Consider the following 22181-nt stretch of genomic DNA (forward strand, 5'->3'; position numbering starts at 1 on the left):
CAGCTAAACATGGATATATAAACGGAGTGAACTGGACTTTAGTCAGCCAAATAACCGCATAAAATAGGATAGCGCCCGATCATGCGACCAAGCTGAATACTCAAACAATTTTTCTGTCCCCACCTCGTACACATGTCCATGCCGAACCGCTGTCAAACGATGCCACTGCTCACTGGCCTGAAGCGCCTTCCATTCCCGGGCCGCCTGCTGTGTAGAATCTACCATGATAATCAGCATATCTGCGTCGTATTTTTCCAGAGCTTCTTTAGTCACCGATTCAAAAACATTGATGTCATCGAGACGATGCGTAGCTGCCAATCTAAAATCATCATAAAGGACCGCGCCAGCATTGCGTTTGCCATATATCCGATATTCCGAATCCGTGATACGCCATATGTTGACGGTAGCTCCACCGATGTTACGTCTTACTTTGCGGTAGACCGCTTCCGCCTTGCCATCATATTCTGACAGCCACACCTCCGCCTCTGCCCGATGCTCCATGACTTCTGCAATCATTCGAAGCTGCTCGCGCCAGTCTGCGGATAACCAAGGGATGGCAACTGTCGGCGCAATCTGCTCCAGCTCTTTTCGCGCCCGCTCGCCCAGAATGTCAGTGCAGAAAATAAGCTCCGGCTCCGACGCACGCAATCGATCCACATTTTCTTGCCAGATCTGCCCTTCCCCCAGCTCATAAGAATGCAGACGAGTCATTCGGTTGTATAATTCGTGATTTGGATAAAAGGCAGCAGCTTTCGGAAGCAGGCCAAGTGCCAGTAAACTGCCCGAGATTGGATCAGAGACACTTGCGATACTATATCTGCGGCTTTTGACAAACGCATTAGGCGAAAGTCCCATCTTCTGTTTGAATCTGCGGCTAAAATAAAATTCATCTTCATAGCCGACTCGGACCGCGGTCTCTTTTACACCATCACCTGACAAAAGGAGCTCCTTGGCCCGTTTCATTCTGACATCCATCAGATAGGCCGTCGGGGTCTTTCCTGTATATTGCTGAAATGCCCACGAAAAATACCCTGGACTCAGGCCAGCAAGCTTGGACAATTCATCTCGTTTTAACTCATGATCCAGATGTTCATTCATATAATCGGCAACACGGGCAATCGCAGAAGCGGTAGACTCAACGCTTTCCGGCTTGGCCTCCGCTTGAACAAGTGAAGTCATCAAACCGTATAATGCGGCCTGTCTATTGAAGTGTTCCTCGTCACCAGCGACCTCCAGTTGAAGCAATCGATCACAAGAGAGCGCGAGTTGATGCGGATCTTTGCACCAAAACAAACCCTCCATGAAAGCATGGGTAGCGGTCATCTGCTGTTCTCCGCCATATTCGTATACTTCGAAACGGACCATACAGCCTTTTAACGCCTGCTCATCTGCCGCCAGCTTGAACCTCTGTCCAGGAGCCAGCAAATAGACTTCCCCTTCATTCAATCGGGATATGTGTTCGTTCGATACCAAAGTTCCTGAGCCACTTGTACAAAGAATAGCGAAGTGTTCCGCTGTCGCTGCATGAACAATTTCTCCATTCCAGGACACTTCAAACGAATCGATACTGCTATATTTAAGCATCTTGCCTGCCTTTTTTTCATTGACCTTCATGGTAACCCTACTTTCTCCCTCAGCATGATGTCCATTGATTGAATTGTTCGAATATCTTAATGATAATGATTTTCAACCAAGATACAAACGGAAAAATGTAACTTCTCTGCAGAATAGTGATATCGGCCCAAAACAAAAAAAGCCGGTATCTGCTGTAACAACAGATACCGGCAAAATCGCTGCAAGACTGCAGCTTTTTTATCGGAAAAAGAAACCCTTAAAATCGGGTGGAACCCCCGTAAAATTACATTACGCTTGAATGCTTTGAACCAATTCAACGACTTGTTCAGCCGTTTGCATATCGAGTGCTTTGGCAGCAAGTTCTTGCATGTCTGCACGGGACAGCTTGGTGATCTGACTGCGAGCTGGCAGAATAGATGTTGCGCTCATGCTGAACTCATCCAGTCCGAGACCGAGTAGCAATGGAATTGCTGTTTCGTCTCCGGCCATCTCACCACACATGCCAACCCATTTACCTTCACGATGCGCTGCATCGATAACCATTTTAACCAAACGCAAAATGGCTGGGTTGTAAGGTTGGTACAGATATGCCACTCGTTCGTTCATACGGTCAGCAGCCATCGTGTATTGAATCAGATCGTTCGTTCCGATACTGAAGAAATCCACTTCTTTGGCAAACTGATCCGCCAGAACTGCAGTCGAAGGAATTTCGACCATGATTCCGAGTTGAATGCTGTCAGAAACAGCAATACCTTCAGCAACCAGCTTCTCTTTCTCTTCGAGCAAGACAGCTTTCGCTTCACGGAATTCACCAAGTGTTGCGATCATAGGGAACATGACACGCAGGTTACCATGTACGCTTGCACGCAGCAATGCACGCAATTGAGTACGGAAAATGTCCAGACGGTCCAGACACAGACGAACTGCGCGGAAACCGAGGAATGGATTCATTTCTTTTGGCAGGTCCAGATATGGAAGCTCTTTGTCTCCACCGATGTCGAGTGTACGAACAACAACAGGTTTGCCTTCCATTTTTTCCAGTACAGCCTTGTAAGCATTATACTGAATGTCCTCGGAAGGAAGCTTGTCTCTGCCCATGTACAGGAACTCGGTACGGTACAGGCCTACAGCCTCGCCGCCATTCTCCAGAACACCAGCAACATCATTCGGTGTACCAATGTTGGCTGCCAGTTCCACATGAACGTTGTCCACCGTTACCGTTGGCTCATCACGCAGTTTTCTCCACTCCGCACGTTGTGCATCGTATTGCTCCTGTTTGGAACGATACTCAGCAATAACATCATCCGTTGGATTAACCAGTACGTGACCGTCCAAACCGTCAACGATAATCATGTCACCTTGTTTCGCTTGAGCCAGAATGTCCTTGGTTCCAACGACAGCCGGAATTTCAAGCGAACGAGCCATGATTGCAGAGTGAGAAGTACGTCCACCAATATTGGTTGCAAAACCTTTAACATATTGACGGTTCAGTTGAGCCGTGTCGGAAGGCGTAAGATCCTCCGCAAGCACGATTACTTCTTCACTGATCTCAGCCGGACTCATGAATTCGATACCAAGCAAGTGATTTAGCACACGTTTGGTTACATCACGCATATCCGCAGCACGTTCCTGCAGGTAAGCACTCTTCATGTTTTCGAACATTTCGATAAATTGCGTTGCTGTTTCGTTCAATGCGAATTCCGCATTAATCTTATCATCTGCAATTTTCGCTTTAACCGGATCAATCAGTTCCGGGTCATTCAGAATGAGCAAATGCGAAGCAAAAATCTCAGCTTTTTTCTCGCCAAGCTCTTGTAAAGTACGCTCTTTGATCGCCTCAAGCTCAGCCTGGGACTTGCCCAGAGCTGAGTCGAGTTTCGCGATCTCTGCGTCAACGTCGTTGATTTCGCGTTTTTCTACAGAGTAATTGGGATGCTCCAAGATAAACGCCTTGGCGATAGCAATACCCGCCGAAGCCGCGATCCCAGAGACATTAAGCATTAATTTCGCCCAGCCCTTCGTTAACCATAACGTCTGTCAGAGCTTGAAGAGCTTCAGCTTCTCCTTCGCCTTCAACGATGATGTTGATGGTGTCGCCTTGTTCCAGACCAAGGGAAAGTACACCCAGGATGGATTTCAAAGTTACTTTTTTACCGTTAGCTTCTGCAAAGGATTCTGCACCTTTGAATTTGTTTGCTGTATTAACCAGGGCTGTCGCCGGACGTGCGTGGATACCATCTTCGTCTGTAATTCTGAATGTTTGTTGCATTACAATCATCTCACTTTCAATAATTTAGTTTAGGCATTGCATATATTTACACTTGCTTGCCATCGTCGTAACACTTCTTATTTTATCTCAATAATCGGCTGATCGCCAATTTTCAGTAACCCACTTTTCGTAAGCGTTACTGTCGAGCCTTCTGGCAGGTTGGTGAAAATGATCGGAGAGATGATCGACGGAGCATTAGCTTTCACATACTCCAGATCCACTTCCATAATCGGCTGTCCTGCCGATACCAGGTCGCCTTCCTGCACAAGCACGTTAAAGCCCTGACCTTTCAGCTTCACCGTGTTGACACCTATATGAACAAGTACTTCCTTGCCTCCGTCAGACATAATGCCCACGGCATGTTTGCTTGGAAATACGTTAAACACCTTACCATATACAGGAGAAGTAATCTTGCCATCATGAGGCAGAACAGCAAAACCATCGCCTGTCATTTTCTCAGCAAAGACCGGATCAGGAACGTTTGTGATATCCATCAATTCGCCGTTAACTGGCATAACGATGTCTTCCGCAATAATACGTTCACCTTCTTCACCTTGCGCCTTTTCCTGTTCAGGAGCTGGCTTAGCCACAGCTGCTGGAGCTGGTGCCGGTGTCCGTCCTGCAATGATATCCTGCATTTGAGATTTAATCGTATCTGAACGTGTACCGAAGATGGCCTGTACATTATTACCCACTTCAAGTACGCCAGATGCACCCAATTGTTTCAAACGATCTTTATTTACACTGGATTTCTCATTTACTTCAATCCGCAAACGAGTAATGCAAGCATCCAGATGTTTGATATTATCTTGCCCGCCGAAAGCAGCAAGAATATTGTGAGGTAGATCATCCGTTGAACTTGAGCCTCCACCGCCCGAAGCAGTTTCAGGAGTTGCCTCTTCACGACCTGGTGTTTTCAGGTTGAATTTGCGAATGATCAATCGGAATCCGAAATAGTAGATCACTGCAAGAATCAAACCTACGATGATAACATCCCACCAAGGCGTGCGGTTCGGGATAATCCCGAAGATCAGGAAGTCAATGAATCCACCGGAGAATGTCATCCCGATTTTGACTCCAAGAATTTGCATCGTCATGAAAGACAAACCTGCAAAGATACAGTGTACTGCAAACAGGATTGGCGCTACAAACAGGAATGAGAACTCCAGTGGTTCTGTAATCCCTGTGAGGAACGAAGTCAGCGCAGCTGATCCCATGATCCCTGCAACATACTTTTTGTGCTCCGGTCTTGCTTCATGGTACATCGCAAGCGCCGCAGCTGGCAAACCGAACATCATGAACGGGAATTTACCAACTTGGAACGTTCCCGCTGTAAGGTTCACACCATCACGCAGTTGATTGAAGAAGATTTGCTGGTCTCCACGAATGACATCTCCAGCTTTGTTCACATATTCACCGAACTCAAACCAGAATGGTGAATAGAAAATGTGATGCAGACCGAACGGAATAAGTGACCGTTCTACCACTCCGAAAATGAACGCCGACAATGTCGGACTTGTATCTACCATGAAGTGAGATACAGCATTCAGCCCATTTTGAATTGGAGGCCAGATGATCACCAGAAGCAACCCGATTAAGAGGGAAACGACTGAAGTGATAATTGGGACAAAACGTTTACCTGCAAAGAAACCGAGGTAAGACGGCAGTTCGATTTTGAAAAATCGATTGTAACATAGCGCGGCGGTAATACCTATGATAATACCTCCGAACACGCCAGTACTCAATGTAGGGATACCCAAGATGCTGGCATAACCGGGTACTTCACCGATCATGGCCGGCGTAACACCAACAGCCGTACCCAAAGTCACATTCATGACCAGGTAACCGATGATGGCCGCAAGACCTGCGACACCTTCGCCTCCGGCCAGCCCGACGGCTACACCGACAGCGAATAGTAATGCCAGATTATCAAATACGATCTGACCCGCATTCATCATAATCGTCGCGATCGAGCTTACCCATGGGGTATCTAGCGCTGTAGCATATTGCAGAAAATCCGGATTTACAAGCATGTTACCGATCCCGAGCAACAAACCTGCTGCTGGAAGAATCGCTACGGGCAACATGAGAGCTTTACCTACTCTTTGCAATACACCAAAAAGCTTTTTAAACATTGCGTCGTATCCACCCTTTCTTTTAAATTTTTATGTTGTGAAGCAAGCAAGGGAAAACAAAAAAGGCACGAGTTAACAAAGCAAATTGGTCCAACCTTCGGGTATAGCATACCCGGTATAAGGTAAGAACAATCACGCTCTAGATAACTCATGCCTGATCGAATCAGTAACACGTCGTTTGTGTTTATTCAGTTGCTTGATTACGGAGACCATTGTAGCACCACTTCAAAAACGATGCAAGCCTTTACACGAAATTTGTCGAACCAGAATTCCAATGATGGAATTTTTTTACTTACTCTCTTCTTCTTTCCTTTGATTCAAGCGCTGCAAATGAATGGTCAAATAACCTACTTCCGCAGGATACACTGGGAGATTCAACCTTTTTTCCATCACCTTCGTTAGTTTCCATGCAAGCGAGTACATTTCAGGATATTCTAACTTCAACAGGGAATCCAATTTGTGGATTTCTTCCACTTTGTCTCCCCGACGGACACGCTCCAAGGCAAATCGAAGATGAGTCAGTAACCGGGAATAATCCAGTGACTCGGTCTCAAACGAATAATCCAGTTGGGTGGACACCAGGCTCACCAAATCAGTTATCAATTGCGAGTGCTCGCGAACTTGGGAAATATTTTGGTTGGTCATGGCACTGTAGATGTGAAGCGCAATAAAACCGATTTCATCCATTCCTAGATCTACGCCCAGTTTTTCTTTAATCAAACGAACCGCATATTCACCCATACGATATTCGTCAGGATAAATTTCACGGGTCTCATATAGAAACGGATTCTGGATAACAATCCCTTGTTCTTTCCGTTTTAATGCAAAAGAAATATGGTCGGTCAGTGCGATATGAATATGTTCGTTTAAAGGAACGTCCGTACGTCCTGCAATATACGTAATGACTTCGTTAATAATTTCGATTAATGCTTCATCCACTTGTGGAAGAAGCTGTTTATACTGCTCCTGCTCCTGCTGGTTTCTCAAAATGAACATCTTCTCCACAGCCATCAGAGGAATAATATCATTCGTTTTCCGATTGAAGCCGATGCCTTTACCAATCACGACAACTTCTCCATGTTCAGGATGCTGTGCAATAATTACATTATTATTTAGCGCTTTGGCTACTTGCAGGCTACTCAATATTTGCACCTCTTTTTCACACCATCTTAGGTGTGATTCAGTCACACCCTAGTAAGAAAGAAAAGACATCCGGAAGCGGGCAAACCGCGCCGGACGTCTCGCTTAAAAAGTAACAAAAATTCGCCTTAAGGTCAATAGAGCATGACTGCTTTATAATTCGTTGTCTTACTCGTCAACTCCAGCTTTTTCCACAATCTTATCGATTATAGAGGGAGTCGTTACAGGTTCACTCTGTTGGATAGCAACCGGTGCTGTTGTTTTAGGTTTGGTGAGGCCTTTAATTAACTGCTCCACATCAATGCCGGAAACGCTTTTGAGCATCTCAGGGGCCGTCGCCATGAGCTCAGTTACATAATTGCTTACACGAGTGGCGCCTTCACCTTTACCTGTGTCCACAACAGTCAGTTTATCAATCGCAGAGATCGGCTCCGCAATTTTACCAGCAAGTTCAGGCAGCATTTTGACGATGATATCGAGCACGGCAGCTTCGCCGAACTTTTGGAACGCCTCGGCCAGTTTTTCCTTCGCTTCCGCTTCTGCAAGTCCTCTCAGACGAATAACTTCTGAATCCGCTGTACCTTTAGCGAGTTCTGCATCCGCCATAGCCTGCCCTTCAAGACGCTTCTGCTCCGCAGTAGCTTTCGCATGCGTTTCAATGGAGTACTGTACTGCATCGGCTTCACGCATTCTTTTGGCTTTATCCGCTTCGGCAGCCTGCTCCACCGCATAACGATCCGCTTCTGCCTTTTTCTTCACTTCAGCATCATACTGCTTCTCACGTACGATAATTTCTTTCTCTTGCAGATCGATCTCACGTTCTTTACGAACGAGTTCAACTTTCATTTCTTCCTCCACCACGGTTTGTCTCGCACGCGCTTCGTGGATATGGTAAGCCTGATCCGCTTCTGCTTTAGCAGTATCCTGATCCCGCTTAAACGTCGCTACTTTCAGTTCCTTCTCTTTTGCAGCTTCAGCGATATTCGTATCACGCAGCAACTCGGCTTTTTGCCCTTGCTCTTCTGCATTGGCCTTCTGAATACGTGCATCCCGCATCGCTTCCGCTTCCGCAATTTCAGCATCACGCTTGACGGCTGCTATCCTCGGTTTACCGAGGGCATCCAGATAACCTTGTTTGTCACGAACATCTTTGATGGTAAAAGAGACAATTTGCAGTCCCATTTTTTTCAGATCCCTGGCAGCTACACCTTGAACCTCTTGCGCGAAGCGATCGCGGTTACGGTATACTTCTTCCACCGTCATCGTTCCGAGGATGGCCCGCAAATGCCCTTCCAGAACTTCCTGTGCTTCGCCTCTTAACGATTCTACCGGCTTACCGATGAATTGCTCGGCTGCAGTAGCCACGTCTTCTATTGAGCTTCCGACCTTGATAATGGCGACACCATCGGCAATGACCGGTACGCCTTGTTCCGTGTATACTTCCGGTGTGGAAACGTCCAGCTTATGGGACAACAGTGAGATAAACTCTGACTGCTGGAATACTGGCAAGATAAATGCGCCGCCTCCACGAACAATTTTAATTTTGCGTCCGGAGTCATCGTCGGAAATATTTTTACTTCCAAGGAATGAACCCGTAACGATCATGGCTTCATCCGGCCCAACCGTCTTGTACCTCGCCCAGAACGCCAAACCAAGAATCAGAACTACACCGACAACAATTGCAGGAACCAACAACACATCCATATCCAGATTATTCATTCCACATCTCTCCCCTTATTTATACATGACTGCTTACACTGCTAACGGCGGTTAAACTACCTTAAACATCTTTAAGTACATCTTCATCCCATTCCGATACACGCAGCACACCTTCGGTTACATCCACAACTACAACACGCGCTCCCGCCGCAATGGGACGATGTTCAAAGCTGGATGCCGTGTGCACCGTATTACCGGGAGCAATCTTGATCATGACTTCACCAAAACCTTTTTCTGGTACCGGAATGGTGATTTCTCCAATTTTCCCGGATAGCTCTTTCATGGAAAACGCAATGGAAACGTCACTGTTACGCATCGGCTTGATATATGCAAAGAATACCAGCATGGCTGCAGCAATACCTATAAGCAGGGATAGTATCAGTGCCAAAATCGCACTTATCGAGCTATAACGTGTCAGCATAATACCGGCTCCGCCAAAGGTTGTTATAGAACCAGCCAGCACAACAGGTTTGAAAAAATCAAGGCCTGGCAATTCAAAGGCCCCGTCCAGCAAGCCATCAATCAAGTCACCTAGCACAAGGCTGACGACTGCAAATATGGCTCCTCCGATTAGACACCCCCAATAGATTGACTCCATTCCCCGTTCCTCCTCTCTTCTGCCGCAATTCCATCCAACTGGGCATTCCTCATGTAAATAAATACGTAGCAACCCACTGTTATGTTTCAAAATCTTTCCTCATTTGGTTCCTAGACCCGATAATGGTTATTCTGGTTGAAAAATGGTCCAGTTCCTAGAACATTCTCCAATTCGCTCTTATTCACAACAAAAAAACCGCAAATCTCCGTTAAAGGAGACGTGCGGTTCAAGAACACATCGCTGTGTTTTTATGTTTTATTCTTATAGAGAAGCCTTGTAGATAGATACAACGTCTTCACGTTGCAATTTTTTGAAGTTACCAAATGGGCCGAAGAGCATGGCTTTGTCAGCCATCACTTCGATTTGGCTGTCATCGATATCATAATCAGCCAGACGGTTAGGCGCACCAATGGATGTCCAGAATTTGCTCAACGCTTCGATGCCTTCTTCAGCAATCTGTTTGTCCGATTTACCTTCAGGATTAACTTCGAACACATTGATCGCGAGACGTTTGAAACGATCCACATTGACGTCCACATTATGCTTCATCCAATGCGGGAACAGAATCGCGAGCCCTCCGCCATGCGGAATGTCATACACTGCGGATACCGCGTGTTCGATATTGTGAGTAGCCCAGTCACCAGCGAGACCCATGTTCAGTACACCATTCAATGCCATCGTTCCGCAGTACAGAATCGTTTCACGCAGTTCATAGTTCTCCAGGTCTTCAACCAAACGAGGGGCTGCATCCATAACTGTGCGCAGAATCGTCTCACAGAATCCGAGTTGAACCGGTGTGTTGGCATCCAGATGGAAGTAATGCTCCAGTACGTGGGACATCATATCAACCATGCCATAAACCGTTTGGTCCAGAGGAACGGTATATGTATTTACCGGATCAAGAATTGAGAACGCAGGGAACGAATACGCGCTGCCCCAGCCCAACTTCTCCTGTGTATCCTGATTCGTGATAACCGAACCGGCATTCATTTCCGAGCCAGTTGCAGCCATTGTCAGCACGGTTCCGAGTGGAAGAGCATCCTGTGCTACGGCTTTGCGCTGAGCAAAGTCCCACATGTCGCCGTCATATTTAGCACCTACGGCAATCGCTTTGGCACAGTCCAGTACACTGCCGCCGCCTACAGCGAGGATCAGGTCAATGTTATTCGTTTTGCAAAGGTCTACGCCTTTGTGAACCGTCGAAAGACGTGGGTTCGGTTCTACACCAGCCAACTCCGTAACCTCAGCTCCAACTTCCTTCAGCAAACCGATCACCTGATCGTACAATCCGCTGCGTTTGATACTGCCGCCACCATATACAAGCAGAACCCGTTTGCCGTATTTCGGTACTTCGGTTTTCAGTGCTTCCAGCTGACCTTTACCGAAAATCAATCGGGTTGGATTATAAAATTGAAATGATCTCATATCTATGTCGCCTCCAATGGAGTTTAGAATTTTTAGTGCAACTCCAATTATAGTACCCCGTTTATAGAAAAACAAATCCATAGTCACTCACTTTATAACAACCCGTTAATCTGCAAGTGGGCTCGAAACATCTCGCTCGTTGAAGGCAAATCTTCAGCATCCACCCAGGTTTCTGAGGCCCATAATCCAGCCTGTTTGAATGCCCGCGGACAATGGATAAAGCACTCTTCCACATCCACAATGACAGCCGCACCAATCGTTTTACCGGTCCAGCCCATACTCGCGATAAATTCTTCATCCTTGGTAATGGACGCTGTACCATTAATGCGCAGCACTTCATTCAGACCCGGAATCAAAAAGAGCATGCCAATACCAGGGTTAGACAAAATGTTCAACAAGGAGTCTATCCGCCGATTGCCCGGGCGTTCGGGATAGATGAGCCGATATGTATCATAAACTTTTACGAATCCCGCTCCATCGCCCCGGGGTGACACATCACTTTTCCCATCACGATCGGACGTGGAGAGGAAAAATAATGGTGATATGGATAGAAAGTTCTGAACATGTGAATCCACAAATGAGATTGCCTTGTTACGCACATGTTCATGCGGTTCACCCACCATGCCTTGCAGTTCCTCAGCATCTGTGATCAACGGAATATCCAATGCCTTCTTTTCCATATTATTAACCCCATTTCCTCAATTCATTGTGGTACTCTAAGACTTCCCTCTATTATAACTGGCTCGGTAGTTCATTCCAATGCACACAAATGTCAAGAACGACAAGAACACCCGCTCATGATTGGGCGGGTGTTTTGGTTAGTTGACTACTATTCGGTGTATCCCATGCTGCTTACAAAACGACGGAAGGCTTGACGTCCCGCCTCATCATATTTGTACACACCTGCATGCTCCAGAATCTCGGCGAATTTCAAGCCGACTTCCTGTTGCACAAGCGCAACAGCTTGCTCCTTGTTCAGGTTGGGACCGAAACGTTCGATCAGTTCTTCTGCCCAGCCCAGATGTTTATTCAACACATGTTCGGAAGCTTTGGCCGCCTCAGCAAGTTTGGTATCCCCAGCGAGAATATCCGCGATGCTGTCCAGCTCTTCTTTCAAACGACCTGGCAGGATTGCAAGCCCCATCACTTCGATGAGTCCAATGTTCTCTTTTTTCAAATGATGCATTTCACGATGCGGATGGAAAATCCCTTCGGGATGTTCATCATTCGTGCGATTGTTCCGCAGAACGAGGTCCATCTCATATCCTCCGTCCGCACTGCGACGAACGATTGGAGTCACTGTATTGTGTGGAATCTGTTCTCCATCAACCTCACTGAATGCCTCGATCTCCACCGTAGAATCACTGTATACCTTCCACGCTTCATATACTGCGTTACCCGCTTCAAGCAGCTCTGCAGGATCGTGTGAAGCCAGCCGCAGAACGGACATTGGCCATTTCACAAGACTGAGCGTAAGCCCCGGCGAACCAGCGTGGCGGAATACCGCCTCTGGCTTCGCATTTTGAATGGCAAAGGTATGGCGTCCACCCTGGAAATGGTCATGAGTCAGGATGGAGCCGCCAACGATGGGCAGATCGGCATTGGAACCGATAAAGTAATGCGGATACTCCCCCACGAAAGCCAGCAGCCTACGCAGCGTATCCTTGGTTAATTTCATCGGCACATGATCGTGATGGAAAATAATGCAGTGCTCGTTGTAGTACACGTATGGCGAGTATTGGAAGAACCAAGGTTCGCCGTTCAATTCCAAAGGAATGACACGTAGGTTTTGACGGGCCGGGTGGTTGACCCGTCCCGCATAGCCCACATTTTCACGACAAAGTTGGCATTTCGGATATACCGGAGGCGGAAGCAGCTTTGCCATCGCGATTTCCTTTGGACTTTTCTCCGGCTTGGACAGGTTGATTGTAATCTCCATATCTCCATAAGCTGTATCCTGTGTCCAATACACATTCTTGGAGATACGGTCCATCCGAATGTAGTTGGAATGAATTGAAAGCTCATAAAATTGCGAGGTAGCCGCCTCAATGCCTTCAGTCTGCTCCGTATGACGGAATGCGCGCACCACCTCAGATGGACGTGCCATCAATTGACCCATAATTTTTGCATCGAGCAAATCACGGAACGTATCGCTATTTTCAGGAATAAGTCCAATGGTGAACCCATAATCAATTAACGTATCCAGCAATGGTTGGGGTCCATCCAACACCGTCTCGTTCAATACTCCAGCATACGGCTCGGAGAACCCAAACTGTTCTAGCAGTAGATTACGGCTGTAATCCCGATCCGCTTCTTCAATCAATTTGTTCTGCAAGGAAAATGCTACCAGACGTTCAATGGCATGCAGTGCTTCCTGCTGCTCCGGTGTCCGCTCTGTGGCACCTGCTGCAAGTTGAGTCTGTGACATATCGATGTTCGCCTCCTAGTTTTTTCCGTAGCCGTCAGGGTGGGACTGATGCCAGCTCCATGCGCTTTGAATGACATCTTCCAGATTGGTCCATTTTGGATTCCAACCCAGTACGGATCTTGCTTTGGCAGACGAAGCCACCAGTACAGCTGGATCACCCGCACGACGTGGTTCCTGTACAACCGGAATATCCAGTCCGGTTACTTTCTTAGCCGTCTCAATAACCTGTTTAACAGAGAAGCCTTGACCGTTGCCCAGGTTGAACACGTTGCTGTTCTCCCCTTTACGGAGATAATCTACGGCCCGCAGATGCGCATCCGCCAGATCACTTACGTGGATGTAATCACGTACACAGGTTCCGTCTTCTGTCGCGTAGTCGTCACCGAACACGGCGATGTGTGGACGTTGTTTCAATGCCGTTTGCAGTACGAGTGGGATAAGATGACTCTCCGGCTGGTGATCTTCACCGATTTTGCCGCTATCATGGGCTCCGGCAGCATTGAAGTAACGAAGGGAGACGTATTTGATTTCCTGTACTTTATCGAACCAGGACATCATGCGCTCCATCATCAGCTTGGTTTCACCATATACGTTCGTAGGCTCTGTGCGATCGCTCTCTTCAATCGGCACTTTCTCCGGCTCGCCGTAAGTAGCAGCCGTGGAGGAGAAGACGATGCGACGTACATTCGCTGCATTCATCGCTTCTAGCAGGCACAATGTGCCAAACACGTTGTTGTCATAGTATTTCACGGGATCTTTCATACTCTCGCCAACCAGTGAGTTAGCCGCAAAGTGGATGACTGCATCAATGGAGTTCTCAGCGAACAGCTTCGCCAGAAGTTCCTTGTCACGCAGATCACCTTCATACAATTTTCCGCCCAGCAGAGCTTCACGATGCCCTGTCTGCAAGTTATCCAGTACAACTACCTCTTCGCCACGCTCCAACAAAGCCGCTACCGTATGAGAACCAATATATCCTGCTCCACCTGTCACCAAAATCGCCATCTTACTTCGCCTCCTTCAATTCTTTAACGCCATCGCCTACTCCGCATACATAGAACTCGCCTTTGAGACTGGTACGTGCTTCATATGCCGCTCCAACTTCGCTTACAAAACGCTCTACATCGTCTTCATGCACAAGAGATACCGTACATCCACCGAATCCTGCACCAGTCATCCGAGCACCCAGAGTGCCTGGAATACGTTGAGCCTCTTCAACCATCACGTCCAGTTCTTCGCAGCTCACTTCATATAGATAACGAAGGGATTCATGAGAAGCATTCATCAGCTTGCCGAAGGTTTCCAGATCGTTATCACGCAGTGCATCCACCGATGCAAGTACACGTGCATTCTCTTCCACGACGTGCTGGGCACGCTGTCTTACCTTCTCATCTTTGATGTGATCCTGCAGTGTAACGAATTGTTCAGGTGTAAGTTGCGCCAGATAGTTCAGTGCAGGCAGTTGTTCTTTCAAAATGGCAAGTGCTTGCTCACATTGGGAGCGACGTTCGTTATAAGCCGAGTCCACCAACCCCCGACGTTTGTTCGTGTTACCAATGACCAGCTTGTAGGCGCCGGTACGGAATGGCACTTTTTCATATTCAAGGGTGTCACACATCAGCAGGATCGCATGATCCTCTGCTCCATTAGCTACAGCGAACTGGTCCATGATGCCACAGTTGACGCCAACGAATTCGTTCTCTGCCTTTTGGGACAGCAGCGCAAGTTGAACCGTATCAATATCATTCACACCTTCAAGCGACTGGATAGCAAACCCGGTAAGAACCTCCAGCGATGCGGAAGAGGAAAGTCCTGCGCCGTTCGGAATTTCTCCATGATAGAGGAAGTCATAACCTTTGGTTACTTTTACGCCTTTGCCTTGCAGTTCAACCATGACGCCTACCGGGTAATCCGTCCATTCCCCTGTTTTCTCTTTGCCAATGGAGGACGTATCCAGCGTTCCTTCATAGGGCATATTCGTGGAAGCCAACTGCAACTTGTTGTCCTCACGCTCACGGATAATCAAAGTGGTACCGAATTCAAGCGCAGCCGGAAGCACGTACCCCCCGTTATAGTCAATGTGCTCACCGATCAGATTCACCCGCCCAGGGGCATGGAACACACGGATGTCCGCTCCACTCTCTCCGTACTTGTCAATAAACTTTTGTTTCAATTCATTTATGTTCATTGCTGCTGCACCCCATCTCAATGTTGTTGGTTTTCTTAATGTTATTATACAAGAAGGCGGTTCCTCTTGAAATGCAACCATGTGTGTTCCATATGGATAAATGTGACCTTTCGACGTATAATGAATGGAACATCCAGGAAGGAAAGGAATGTCATCATGACTGAACAACGTAAGGAAGGTCTAACGGGGGATCCGATAAAACAAATTCCGGAAACCTCTGGCAAAAGTGGAGCACTCAGCTACTCGGTTGCCTCCAATCCTGTTTATTATGAAAAAGGGGCATTGCATGTCCTCTTTGCAGGGGCAAGCCAGACCCTTCCCGGTCACGCCCTTGGCCCGAAGCTATACGATTATTATCTATTGCATTATGTAGAAAAAGGAGCCGGTACGTTCCGTACTGAACTACATACCTACGAACTATCCGCAGGAGATTGTTTCCTTATTCAACCAGGGCAGCTTGTAAGCTACCAATCTCATGCCCGGAATCCCTGGCAATACCGCTGGATGGCCTTTACCGGCAGCCAGACTGCCAAGCATATAGAGGAAGCAGGTTTCCGTCCGGAAAAATCCGTCTTTCATGCCGGTCCTTCCTGCGGTATTTCCGATTGGTTATCCGTGATGCAGACGGCTTTTGCCAAGCGAAAAGAAAGCTCTCATTTTACATCATTGGGTACGTTATATATGATTCTAGCCGAGGCACAAAATCACCTTTCTCAGGGGCAAACCTTAGTACCAGGTGAATCTTCCATACGACGAACTGTAAAACAGATGATTCAATACATGTCTACTCAATATGCCTACCCTGTCTCGATTGAGCAAATGTCGGCCAGTCTTGGCTATAACCGTGCTTACCTGTCCCGCATTTTCAAACAGGAAACCGGACTATCACCAGTTACCTACCTGCTTAAACTGAGGATCGATAAATCGCGCCAACTGCTGCGGGAACGTCCGGATCTGTCCATTGAACAGGTATCGGCCTCCGTGGGGTTGCCAGATGCGCTGTATTTCTCCAAACAGTTCAAGCGATTCCATGGGGAAGCCCCTAGTCTGTACCGGGAGAACATTCTTAACAGGCCCTTGCATCAAGCGACACGCCAAGTACCACCGAACCAGCGATAATCCTGTAATCAAAAGTAGGATCTCCTATCGCCTAGGTCAGCATAAATAATAAAAGACAAAAAAGGTGCATCCCGCCATTATGGCTAAGATGCACCTTTTGAACTTTATTTATGATCCGGTTCCGGACGAAGAATCGATTCAATGCGCTCCAATTCCTCTGAGGAGAATTCCAACTGGCTGAGAGCAGCCACATTCTCTTCAATCTGCGAAGGACGACTTGCACCAATCAGCGCAGAGGTTACTTTGCCATCACGCAATACCCAGGCCAGAGCAAATTGGGCCAGACTCTGACCACGTGATGCTGCAATCTGGTTCAGAGCACGCACTTTGCGCAATGTCTCTGGCGAGATGTTGTTCTCATTCAGAAACACAGACGGGCCCTTGGCACGTGAATCTTCTGGAATACCGTTCAGATATTTGTTGGTGAGCACGCCTTGTGCCAATGGACAAAAAGCGATGCTGCCTGTTCCATACTCATCAAGTACATCCTGCAGCCCATCCTCAATCCAGCGATCCAGCATTGAATATTTGGGTTGATGAATCAACAGAGGTGTACCCAGACCTTTGAGAATCTCGGCCGCCTGCTTCGTCTGTTCTGCAGGATAGTTGGAGATGCCGACATACAATGCTTTGCCGGAACGAACAATATGGTCCAGCGCCATCATGGTTTCTTCCAGAGGTGTTTCGGGATCATAACGATGAGAATAAAAGATGTCTACGTAATCGAGACCCATGCGCTTCAAGCTCTGATTGAGACTGGAAACCAGGTTTTTACGAGAACCCCACTCACCGTAAGGTCCAGGCCACATATAGTACCCGGCTTTGGTGGAGATGACGAGTTCATCTCGATATGGCTTCAGATCCTGTGCCAATACCTGACCGAATAACTGCTCTGCCGAACCTGCCGGCGGACCATAATTGTTGGCAAGGTCAAAATGCGTAATGCCCAGATCAAACGAACGGGTAATCATATTTCGGCCGTTCTCCGCATTATTAATGCCACCAAAATTATGCCATAACCCAAGTGAAATCGCTGGCAGTTTCAAACCTGAACGTCCAACGCGGTTGTATTTCATTGTTTCGTAGCGTGCATCGCTGGCTACGTAGACCATCATGAATCCCTTCTTTCCCCAGGTTCCGCCTCTAGTTCCCGGTCCGTATGCCGGAGAATGCGGTTATTCGGACAATGTCGACTTACGTTTAACCAAAAAGCTGGTCCACCTTATTCATTACCTCACCAATAGGGTCTGTAATCAGCAAATCAGCTCGCCTGTCGTAAGCCGTAGGTGTAGCGTTCAGCAAGACCGTGTGTTTCCCTTGAAAGTACGTAATCAATTGTGCGGCAGGATACACCGTTAGTGAAGTTCCACCAACCAGCAGCAAATCTGCCGAGGACAGTGCGTCAACCGAACGATATAATATCGTCTGGTCCAGTTCTTCTTCATACAGCACGACGTCCGGCTTGATCACGCCACCACATTCAGTGCAACGAGGAACCGTATCTTTTGCCGTAATAATGTCATCCAACCCGTAAAATCTCTTGCAATCCATACAAGCGTTTCGATGGATCGAACCATGAAGCTCCAGGACATTGCTGCTGCCAGCCTTCTGGTGCAACCCGTCGATATTTTGCGTGATAACCGCCTGAAGTTTTCCTTCCTGCTCCAATCTGGCGAGCAGTCGATGGCAGCCGTTGGGCATCGCATTGGGATGAAGCATTTTGCCTCGATAAAAATCATAAAAAATATCAGCATGCTGATCAAAAAAATGTCGGCTCAGCAGCTCTTCCGGTGGGTAGGGTGAATGCTGCTCTGTCTGGTATAAGCCAGCGGCAGAGCGGAAGTCGGGAATCCCGCTTTCCGTTGAAGTTCCGGCCCCTCCGAAAAAAACAATATTTGAACTTTCCTTAATCCAGGCAGCCAGTTGTTCTGTTGCGTTCATCCTCTCTCCTCCTTTATGAGATCACCCCTGTGAAGAATATTCAGAGATGATTTTTAACTCATCATAATTTTGGATAATTGCATTGGCGTCATGTAAATAGTGGCTTCTCTGGATTTCTGGACAGAAACCAATTCTATAGGACACCCCTGCGTTACGTCCCATCTGCATATCCCCATTGCTGTCACCGATCACCACACCCTCCTCAGGAAGAATATGTAATTCCCGGCAAGCCAGAACCGCAGCCTCTCCATCCGGTTTGCCCAGAGTCACCCGGTCACTGCCAACAATCGATGTAAAATATGACCGGATTCCCATCCACTCCAGATGTTCCTCGGCAGCAGCTGTGCTGTCCGAAGTGACCACTGCCATCGGAATCGATGCTTTCTGGCAGCTCTGCAAAAATGCATTTAATCCAGGCAGTGGTTCGGCCATTTTTCTCTGCCGTACCTCATCCATGGCGACACTGGAAAAATGGCGGATCGTAGTGATTGCTTCGTTCCACGGCATGCCTGCGGCATACAACTGCCCAGCAAGCAAACCGTTGCTCTCGTCCACCGTGGCAATAGCTAATGGCCCTTGAAGATCATATCCGATCAGCTGACCTTCGCGATTGCGGACCGTACCGAGAACTTGCTCACGCTCCACCGTGAACGAGGCACCAAGCTCTGACAGCTGTGATTCCAACTGATTCAGCAAAGACTCCGCCCACGGCCCCCATAGCTGTAAGAAATCCAGCAGCGTTCCATCCTTATCAAAAAGAATACCTCGGCAGGTAACTTGCTTACCACGGATTTGAAGCATAGACATACGTATCACCCCCAGTTCCCATCTGCTATGGATTCGTTCCATTCACCGTTGAAATTGCAGCTTACTTGATTGTATCCAGCCAGCCCACAGTCGTTTTAACCGTTTGAGACAGTTGTTCCTCTTCACTGACCCCAGCTTCGCCGTCACCGCTCTGGTGGCCATAGTCACCAAACTGCGAATGGTTACCACCTTCAATGGTGTAATACACCGTATCTTCTGGCAAATATGCCCGACCATTCTGATACTTTGTTGCATTCACAACTTCGTCATTCGTACCCAAGATGGATAACGCGGGTATCCCCAGTGACTTCACACTGCCTTTTTCATCCGGATAAGATGCGAGGAAAAAGATGCCCTGAAGTGCATCTGGATGGGAAGCAGCATAACGTGCTGCCATTGATCCACCAAGAGAATGCCCTCCCATAACAAATTGTTCATCTGGATAGGCTTTAATAATATCATCTGCGAGATTCTGCTTGATTACCGCCAGATTAAAAGGCATTTTTGCAATAATGGTATGATGTCCTGCTGCCGCAAGTTCATGGGCAAGAGGTGCATAACTTTCCGGTTTAACCAATCCACCTGGATAAAAAATAACACTCACCCCAACAGATTTGTCCGGTACAAAATCAATCCAGTTGTCTTTTTCAGTTACAGTCACCTGATTTGCAGTTTCCATGGCTGTCTGAGCCACCTCCTGTGGTCCATAAGGCGTAAACAGCTTCCAGGCCACAAACCCACATCCAATGACAATGAGCGCCAGAAGAACGAGCAGGAATTTCCCGATGCCCCTCTTCTTGCGCCCTGTATTATATCGGTTTCTCAACGTTCATCACCTTTCTGCACTTCCGCAGGTGCCGCGGCTTGCAGAACGGGAGCCTTCATTCCTGAGGCTCCCCTTCTCCATCATTCATCGCTATTCAGCCTTGGCCTTGCGGTAAGCATCCATATATTGTTCCGCTTTGCGGCGAACATGACTCAAGTCCCCCGTCTTCACTGCTTCCGCTGTAAGGTCCGAGCCAATACCTACAGCAACAGCGCCTCCCTTGATCCAGTCACCTAGATTGGACAAGGACACCCCACCAGTCGGCATAAAATTTGCTTGTGGCATAGGTCCCTTCATCGTTTTGATAATGGACGGATCGTAGAGATTACCGGGGAACAACTTCACAATATCCACGCCAAGTTCCAATGCACGTTGAACATCCGCAATGGTCATTACCCCTGGAAGAATCGGAATCCGGTACAGGTTGCAGATTTTCACAGTGTCCGGGTTCAGGGAAGGACCCACAACAAACTCGGCACCTGACATAATCGCGGCACGCGCTGTCTGGGGTTCAAGCACTGTTCCAGCTCCAATAATGGCAAATTTCTCTGGATCTTGCGTGTTCCAATGGTATACACGGCTTAATTTCTCGATGGCCTTGAGGGCACTAGGTACCGTCATCGTAATCTCGATAATCTTGATGCCACCCGCGATGGCTTGTTCGGCCATGGCGATAACCTGATCAGCAGAATCTGCACGCAGAACCGCAACAACCCCACTATCCGTTATTTTTTGTAGCAGCTGAAGCTTCTTCATTTCATTCTCTCCCTTGTCAATGTGGTTGTCTTTTACAAGCCTTACATTAATGAACGAAGATGAGACATATATGATATCAGCAGCGACTAGCGCTCAACATGAGCTACATTGTTCAGCTTGGCCTCGACCTGCTCCCACGTCGGGAGCGCCTCCCAATCGCCAACAGCCTGTATTACCATGGAACCGGTCAAATTCCCGAGACGGGTCGCCTCCTGCGGAGAATATCCTTTAATAAGGCCGGACAAAAAGCCCGCACAGAATCCATCTCCTGCCCCAACCGTATCCAGGACATGATCTGCCTTGAAGTACGGAACTTCCGTTAGGGTACCATTCACCAATACGTAGGTCAAATCAGGGCCGCCCTTCACGATACAGACTGCATTCATAGCGGACAAACGCTCAAGGACTTTTTGATCATCTTCTTCGTTATACAGAAGTTTCATCTCGTCCAGACCCGGCAAGAAATAATCCGCTTGCTCAGCCAGACGAAGCAGAACAGGACGCGCTTCTTCAGCTGACCACAGTTTAAGACGCAGATTCGGATCAAAACTCACTTTCACACCAGCCTGCTTAGCTATATGTATAGCAGCTTCAACAGTAGCAAGTCCCGACGCGCTTATTGCTGCGGTGATGCCTGTAACGTGAAGGATTTGCGCACCCGCAATATAATCCGTGTCCAGGTCTTCAGGAGTAATCGCACTTGCAGCGGATAGCTTCCTATAATAGTGCACCGAGGCTTTCCCGGAAGCGTTCTCACGAATCATCAAACCAGTGGGCTCTTTGTCGCTCATCCTTGCTCTGGATACATCTACACCTTCACCACGAATTGCCTTCAAGATCATGTTACCGATCGGATCATTACCCAGGCGGCCAAACCAGCCGCTGGTATGCCCAAGCCGTGATACACCAATAGCCAGATTACTCTCTGCGCCGCCAAATGATTTGTCTAATGTCGCTGCATATTCGAGACCTCTTGTATCCTTTGCTGTCAGCAAACCCATGCTTTCGCCAAACGTAACAATTTCAGGGCTAGGGCGGGTATTCGTCGACATGAATTCTCCCCTCCTTATATTTACAATTTCTCATCTTCTTTCCCCATTGTCAGCCTCTATGCAACCGTTGTCAATCCCGGAGCGTTCATTTTGTTGTCACAGCTTTGAGAAAGGATAGCGCTTACTATTGTGAAATATATCACAATGAATGTTACACATCCATATTACCCTTATTACAGAAGCAGATTGCAATCGCCAAGGGT

The 22181-nt window shown here is 47.7% G+C and carries 19 protein-coding genes; 1 reads left to right on the forward strand and 18 read right to left on the reverse strand.

The window, feature by feature from the left end; all coding sequences use genetic code 11:
* Nucleotides 1-42: 42 nt before the first annotated feature.
* The 12 genes from PTQ21_RS29815 to PTQ21_RS29870 form a co-directional block, all read right to left on the reverse strand.
* Nucleotides 43-1614, reverse strand: coding sequence for a helix-turn-helix domain-containing protein (locus PTQ21_RS29815; RefSeq protein ID WP_072734744.1), 1572 nt, complete (start codon nucleotides 1612-1614; stop codon nucleotides 43-45).
* A 249-nt stretch (nucleotides 1615-1863) separates the two neighbouring features.
* Nucleotides 1864-3576, reverse strand: a complete 1713-nt coding sequence (gene ptsP / locus PTQ21_RS29820) for a phosphoenolpyruvate--protein phosphotransferase (protein WP_063566874.1) — start codon at nucleotides 3574-3576, stop codon at nucleotides 1864-1866.
* Entirely contained in the window at nucleotides 3569-3844 is a 276-nt protein-coding gene (locus PTQ21_RS29825) for an HPr family phosphocarrier protein (protein WP_024633102.1), read from the reverse strand. Before PTQ21_RS29825 ends, ptsP begins: the two co-directional genes overlap by 8 nt.
* Nucleotides 3845-3921: 77 nt before the next feature.
* A complete protein-coding gene (gene ptsG, locus PTQ21_RS29830; protein WP_063566873.1) occupies nucleotides 3922-5979 on the reverse strand; it encodes a glucose-specific PTS transporter subunit IIBC in 2058 nt (685 codons plus the stop codon).
* Nucleotides 5980-6267: 288 nt separating this feature from the next.
* Nucleotides 6268-7122 (reverse strand): glucose PTS transporter transcription antiterminator GlcT, encoded by an 855-nt coding sequence (gene glcT / locus PTQ21_RS29835; protein WP_274568240.1) that lies wholly within the window; start codon nucleotides 7120-7122, stop codon nucleotides 6268-6270.
* Between the two features lie 165 nt (nucleotides 7123-7287).
* A complete protein-coding gene (locus PTQ21_RS29840; RefSeq protein WP_274568241.1) occupies nucleotides 7288-8838 on the reverse strand; it encodes a flotillin lipid rafts scaffold protein FloT in 1551 nt (516 codons plus the stop codon).
* 61 nt (nucleotides 8839-8899) lie between these two features.
* Nucleotides 8900-9436, reverse strand: a complete 537-nt coding sequence (locus PTQ21_RS29845) for an NfeD family membrane protein (protein ID WP_274568242.1) — start codon at nucleotides 9434-9436, stop codon at nucleotides 8900-8902.
* 261 nt (nucleotides 9437-9697) lie between these two features.
* Entirely contained in the window at nucleotides 9698-10861 is a 1164-nt protein-coding gene (locus PTQ21_RS29850; protein WP_063566869.1) for an iron-containing alcohol dehydrogenase, read from the reverse strand.
* Between the two features lie 92 nt (nucleotides 10862-10953).
* Nucleotides 10954-11541: an MSMEG_1061 family FMN-dependent PPOX-type flavoprotein gene (locus tag PTQ21_RS29855; RefSeq protein WP_090809510.1), complete on the reverse strand. Its 588-nt coding sequence runs from the start codon at nucleotides 11539-11541 to the stop codon at nucleotides 10954-10956.
* Between the two features lie 149 nt (nucleotides 11542-11690).
* Entirely contained in the window at nucleotides 11691-13289 is a 1599-nt protein-coding gene (locus PTQ21_RS29860; RefSeq protein WP_274568245.1) for a UDP-glucose--hexose-1-phosphate uridylyltransferase, read from the reverse strand.
* A 15-nt stretch (nucleotides 13290-13304) separates the two neighbouring features.
* Entirely contained in the window at nucleotides 13305-14294 is a 990-nt protein-coding gene (galE, locus tag PTQ21_RS29865) for a UDP-glucose 4-epimerase GalE (protein WP_064635876.1), read from the reverse strand.
* A gap of 1 nt (nucleotide 14295) precedes the next feature.
* The gene (locus tag PTQ21_RS29870; protein ID WP_274568247.1) at nucleotides 14296-15477 is read right to left on the reverse strand and encodes a galactokinase; all 1182 of its coding nucleotides are present in this window, start codon (nucleotides 15475-15477) and stop codon (nucleotides 14296-14298) included.
* A 156-nt stretch (nucleotides 15478-15633) separates the two neighbouring features.
* Here PTQ21_RS29870 and PTQ21_RS29875 point away from each other — a divergent pair, with 156 nt between their 5' ends.
* Complete coding sequence (locus PTQ21_RS29875; protein WP_274568249.1) at nucleotides 15634-16596, forward strand: AraC family transcriptional regulator; 963 nt, start codon at nucleotides 15634-15636, stop codon at nucleotides 16594-16596.
* A gap of 104 nt (nucleotides 16597-16700) precedes the next feature.
* Here the strand turns inward: PTQ21_RS29875 and mgrA are convergent, their stop codons facing one another.
* From mgrA to PTQ21_RS29905, 6 genes are all read right to left on the reverse strand, one after another.
* Nucleotides 16701-17708 carry an L-glyceraldehyde 3-phosphate reductase gene (gene mgrA / locus PTQ21_RS29880; RefSeq protein WP_063566864.1) on the reverse strand — a complete coding sequence of 336 codons (1008 nt, stop codon included), beginning with the start codon at nucleotides 17706-17708 and terminating at the stop codon, nucleotides 16701-16703.
* An 88-nt stretch (nucleotides 17709-17796) separates the two neighbouring features.
* A complete protein-coding gene (locus PTQ21_RS29885) occupies nucleotides 17797-18537 on the reverse strand; it encodes an NAD-dependent protein deacylase (protein WP_063566863.1) in 741 nt (246 codons plus the stop codon).
* A gap of 21 nt (nucleotides 18538-18558) precedes the next feature.
* Nucleotides 18559-19344, reverse strand: a complete 786-nt coding sequence (locus tag PTQ21_RS29890; protein ID WP_072734750.1) for an HAD family hydrolase — start codon at nucleotides 19342-19344, stop codon at nucleotides 18559-18561.
* A gap of 61 nt (nucleotides 19345-19405) precedes the next feature.
* The gene (locus PTQ21_RS29895; RefSeq protein WP_090953810.1) at nucleotides 19406-20170 is read right to left on the reverse strand and encodes an alpha/beta fold hydrolase; all 765 of its coding nucleotides are present in this window, start codon (nucleotides 20168-20170) and stop codon (nucleotides 19406-19408) included.
* 90 nt (nucleotides 20171-20260) lie between these two features.
* Entirely contained in the window at nucleotides 20261-20926 is a 666-nt protein-coding gene (locus PTQ21_RS29900) for a bifunctional 2-keto-4-hydroxyglutarate aldolase/2-keto-3-deoxy-6-phosphogluconate aldolase (protein WP_063566860.1), read from the reverse strand.
* 86 nt (nucleotides 20927-21012) lie between these two features.
* Nucleotides 21013-21978 carry a sugar kinase gene (locus PTQ21_RS29905; protein ID WP_063566859.1) on the reverse strand — a complete coding sequence of 322 codons (966 nt, stop codon included), beginning with the start codon at nucleotides 21976-21978 and terminating at the stop codon, nucleotides 21013-21015.
* Nucleotides 21979-22181 lie beyond the last annotated feature (203 nt).

Origin of the sequence: Paenibacillus marchantiae (genome assembly GCF_028771845.1) — a bacterium.
GTDB classification, from domain to species: domain Bacteria; phylum Bacillota; class Bacilli; order Paenibacillales; family Paenibacillaceae; genus Paenibacillus; species Paenibacillus marchantiae.

Excerpts from the sequence above, each read along its gene's own strand:
- PTQ21_RS29855 (WP_090809510.1), bottom strand. The coding sequence starts at position 11,541 with ATGGAAAAGAAGGCATTGGATATTCCGTTGATCACAGATGCTGAGGAA.
- PTQ21_RS29875 (WP_274568249.1), top strand. The coding sequence starts at position 15,634 with ATGACTGAACAACGTAAGGAAGGTCTAACGGGGGATCCGATAAAACAA.
- ptsG (WP_063566873.1), bottom strand. The coding sequence starts at position 5,979 with ATGTTTAAAAAGCTTTTTGGTGTATTGCAAAGAGTAGGTAAAGCTCTC.
- PTQ21_RS29870 (WP_274568247.1), bottom strand. The coding sequence starts at position 15,477 with ATGAACATAAATGAATTGAAACAAAAGTTTATTGACAAGTACGGAGAG.
- PTQ21_RS29825 (WP_024633102.1), bottom strand. The coding sequence starts at position 3,844 with ATGCAACAAACATTCAGAATTACAGACGAAGATGGTATCCACGCACGT.
- PTQ21_RS29905 (WP_063566859.1), bottom strand. The coding sequence starts at position 21,978 with ATGTCGACGAATACCCGCCCTAGCCCTGAAATTGTTACGTTTGGCGAA.
- PTQ21_RS29885 (WP_063566863.1), bottom strand. The coding sequence starts at position 18,537 with ATGAACGCAACAGAACAACTGGCTGCCTGGATTAAGGAAAGTTCAAAT.
- PTQ21_RS29840 (WP_274568241.1), bottom strand. The coding sequence starts at position 8,838 with ATGAATAATCTGGATATGGATGTGTTGTTGGTTCCTGCAATTGTTGTC.
- mgrA (WP_063566864.1), bottom strand. The coding sequence starts at position 17,708 with ATGGTCTACGTAGCCAGCGATGCACGCTACGAAACAATGAAATACAAC.
- ptsP (WP_063566874.1), bottom strand. The coding sequence starts at position 3,576 with ATGCTTAATGTCTCTGGGATCGCGGCTTCGGCGGGTATTGCTATCGCC.
- PTQ21_RS29890 (WP_072734750.1), bottom strand. The coding sequence starts at position 19,344 with ATGTCTATGCTTCAAATCCGTGGTAAGCAAGTTACCTGCCGAGGTATT.
- PTQ21_RS29845 (WP_274568242.1), bottom strand. The coding sequence starts at position 9,436 with ATGGAGTCAATCTATTGGGGGTGTCTAATCGGAGGAGCCATATTTGCA.
- PTQ21_RS29860 (WP_274568245.1), bottom strand. The coding sequence starts at position 13,289 with ATGTCACAGACTCAACTTGCAGCAGGTGCCACAGAGCGGACACCGGAG.
- PTQ21_RS29850 (WP_063566869.1), bottom strand. The coding sequence starts at position 10,861 with ATGAGATCATTTCAATTTTATAATCCAACCCGATTGATTTTCGGTAAA.
- galE (WP_064635876.1), bottom strand. The coding sequence starts at position 14,294 with ATGGCGATTTTGGTGACAGGTGGAGCAGGATATATTGGTTCTCATACG.
- PTQ21_RS29900 (WP_063566860.1), bottom strand. The coding sequence starts at position 20,926 with ATGAAGAAGCTTCAGCTGCTACAAAAAATAACGGATAGTGGGGTTGTT.
- PTQ21_RS29815 (WP_072734744.1), bottom strand. The coding sequence starts at position 1,614 with ATGAAGGTCAATGAAAAAAAGGCAGGCAAGATGCTTAAATATAGCAGT.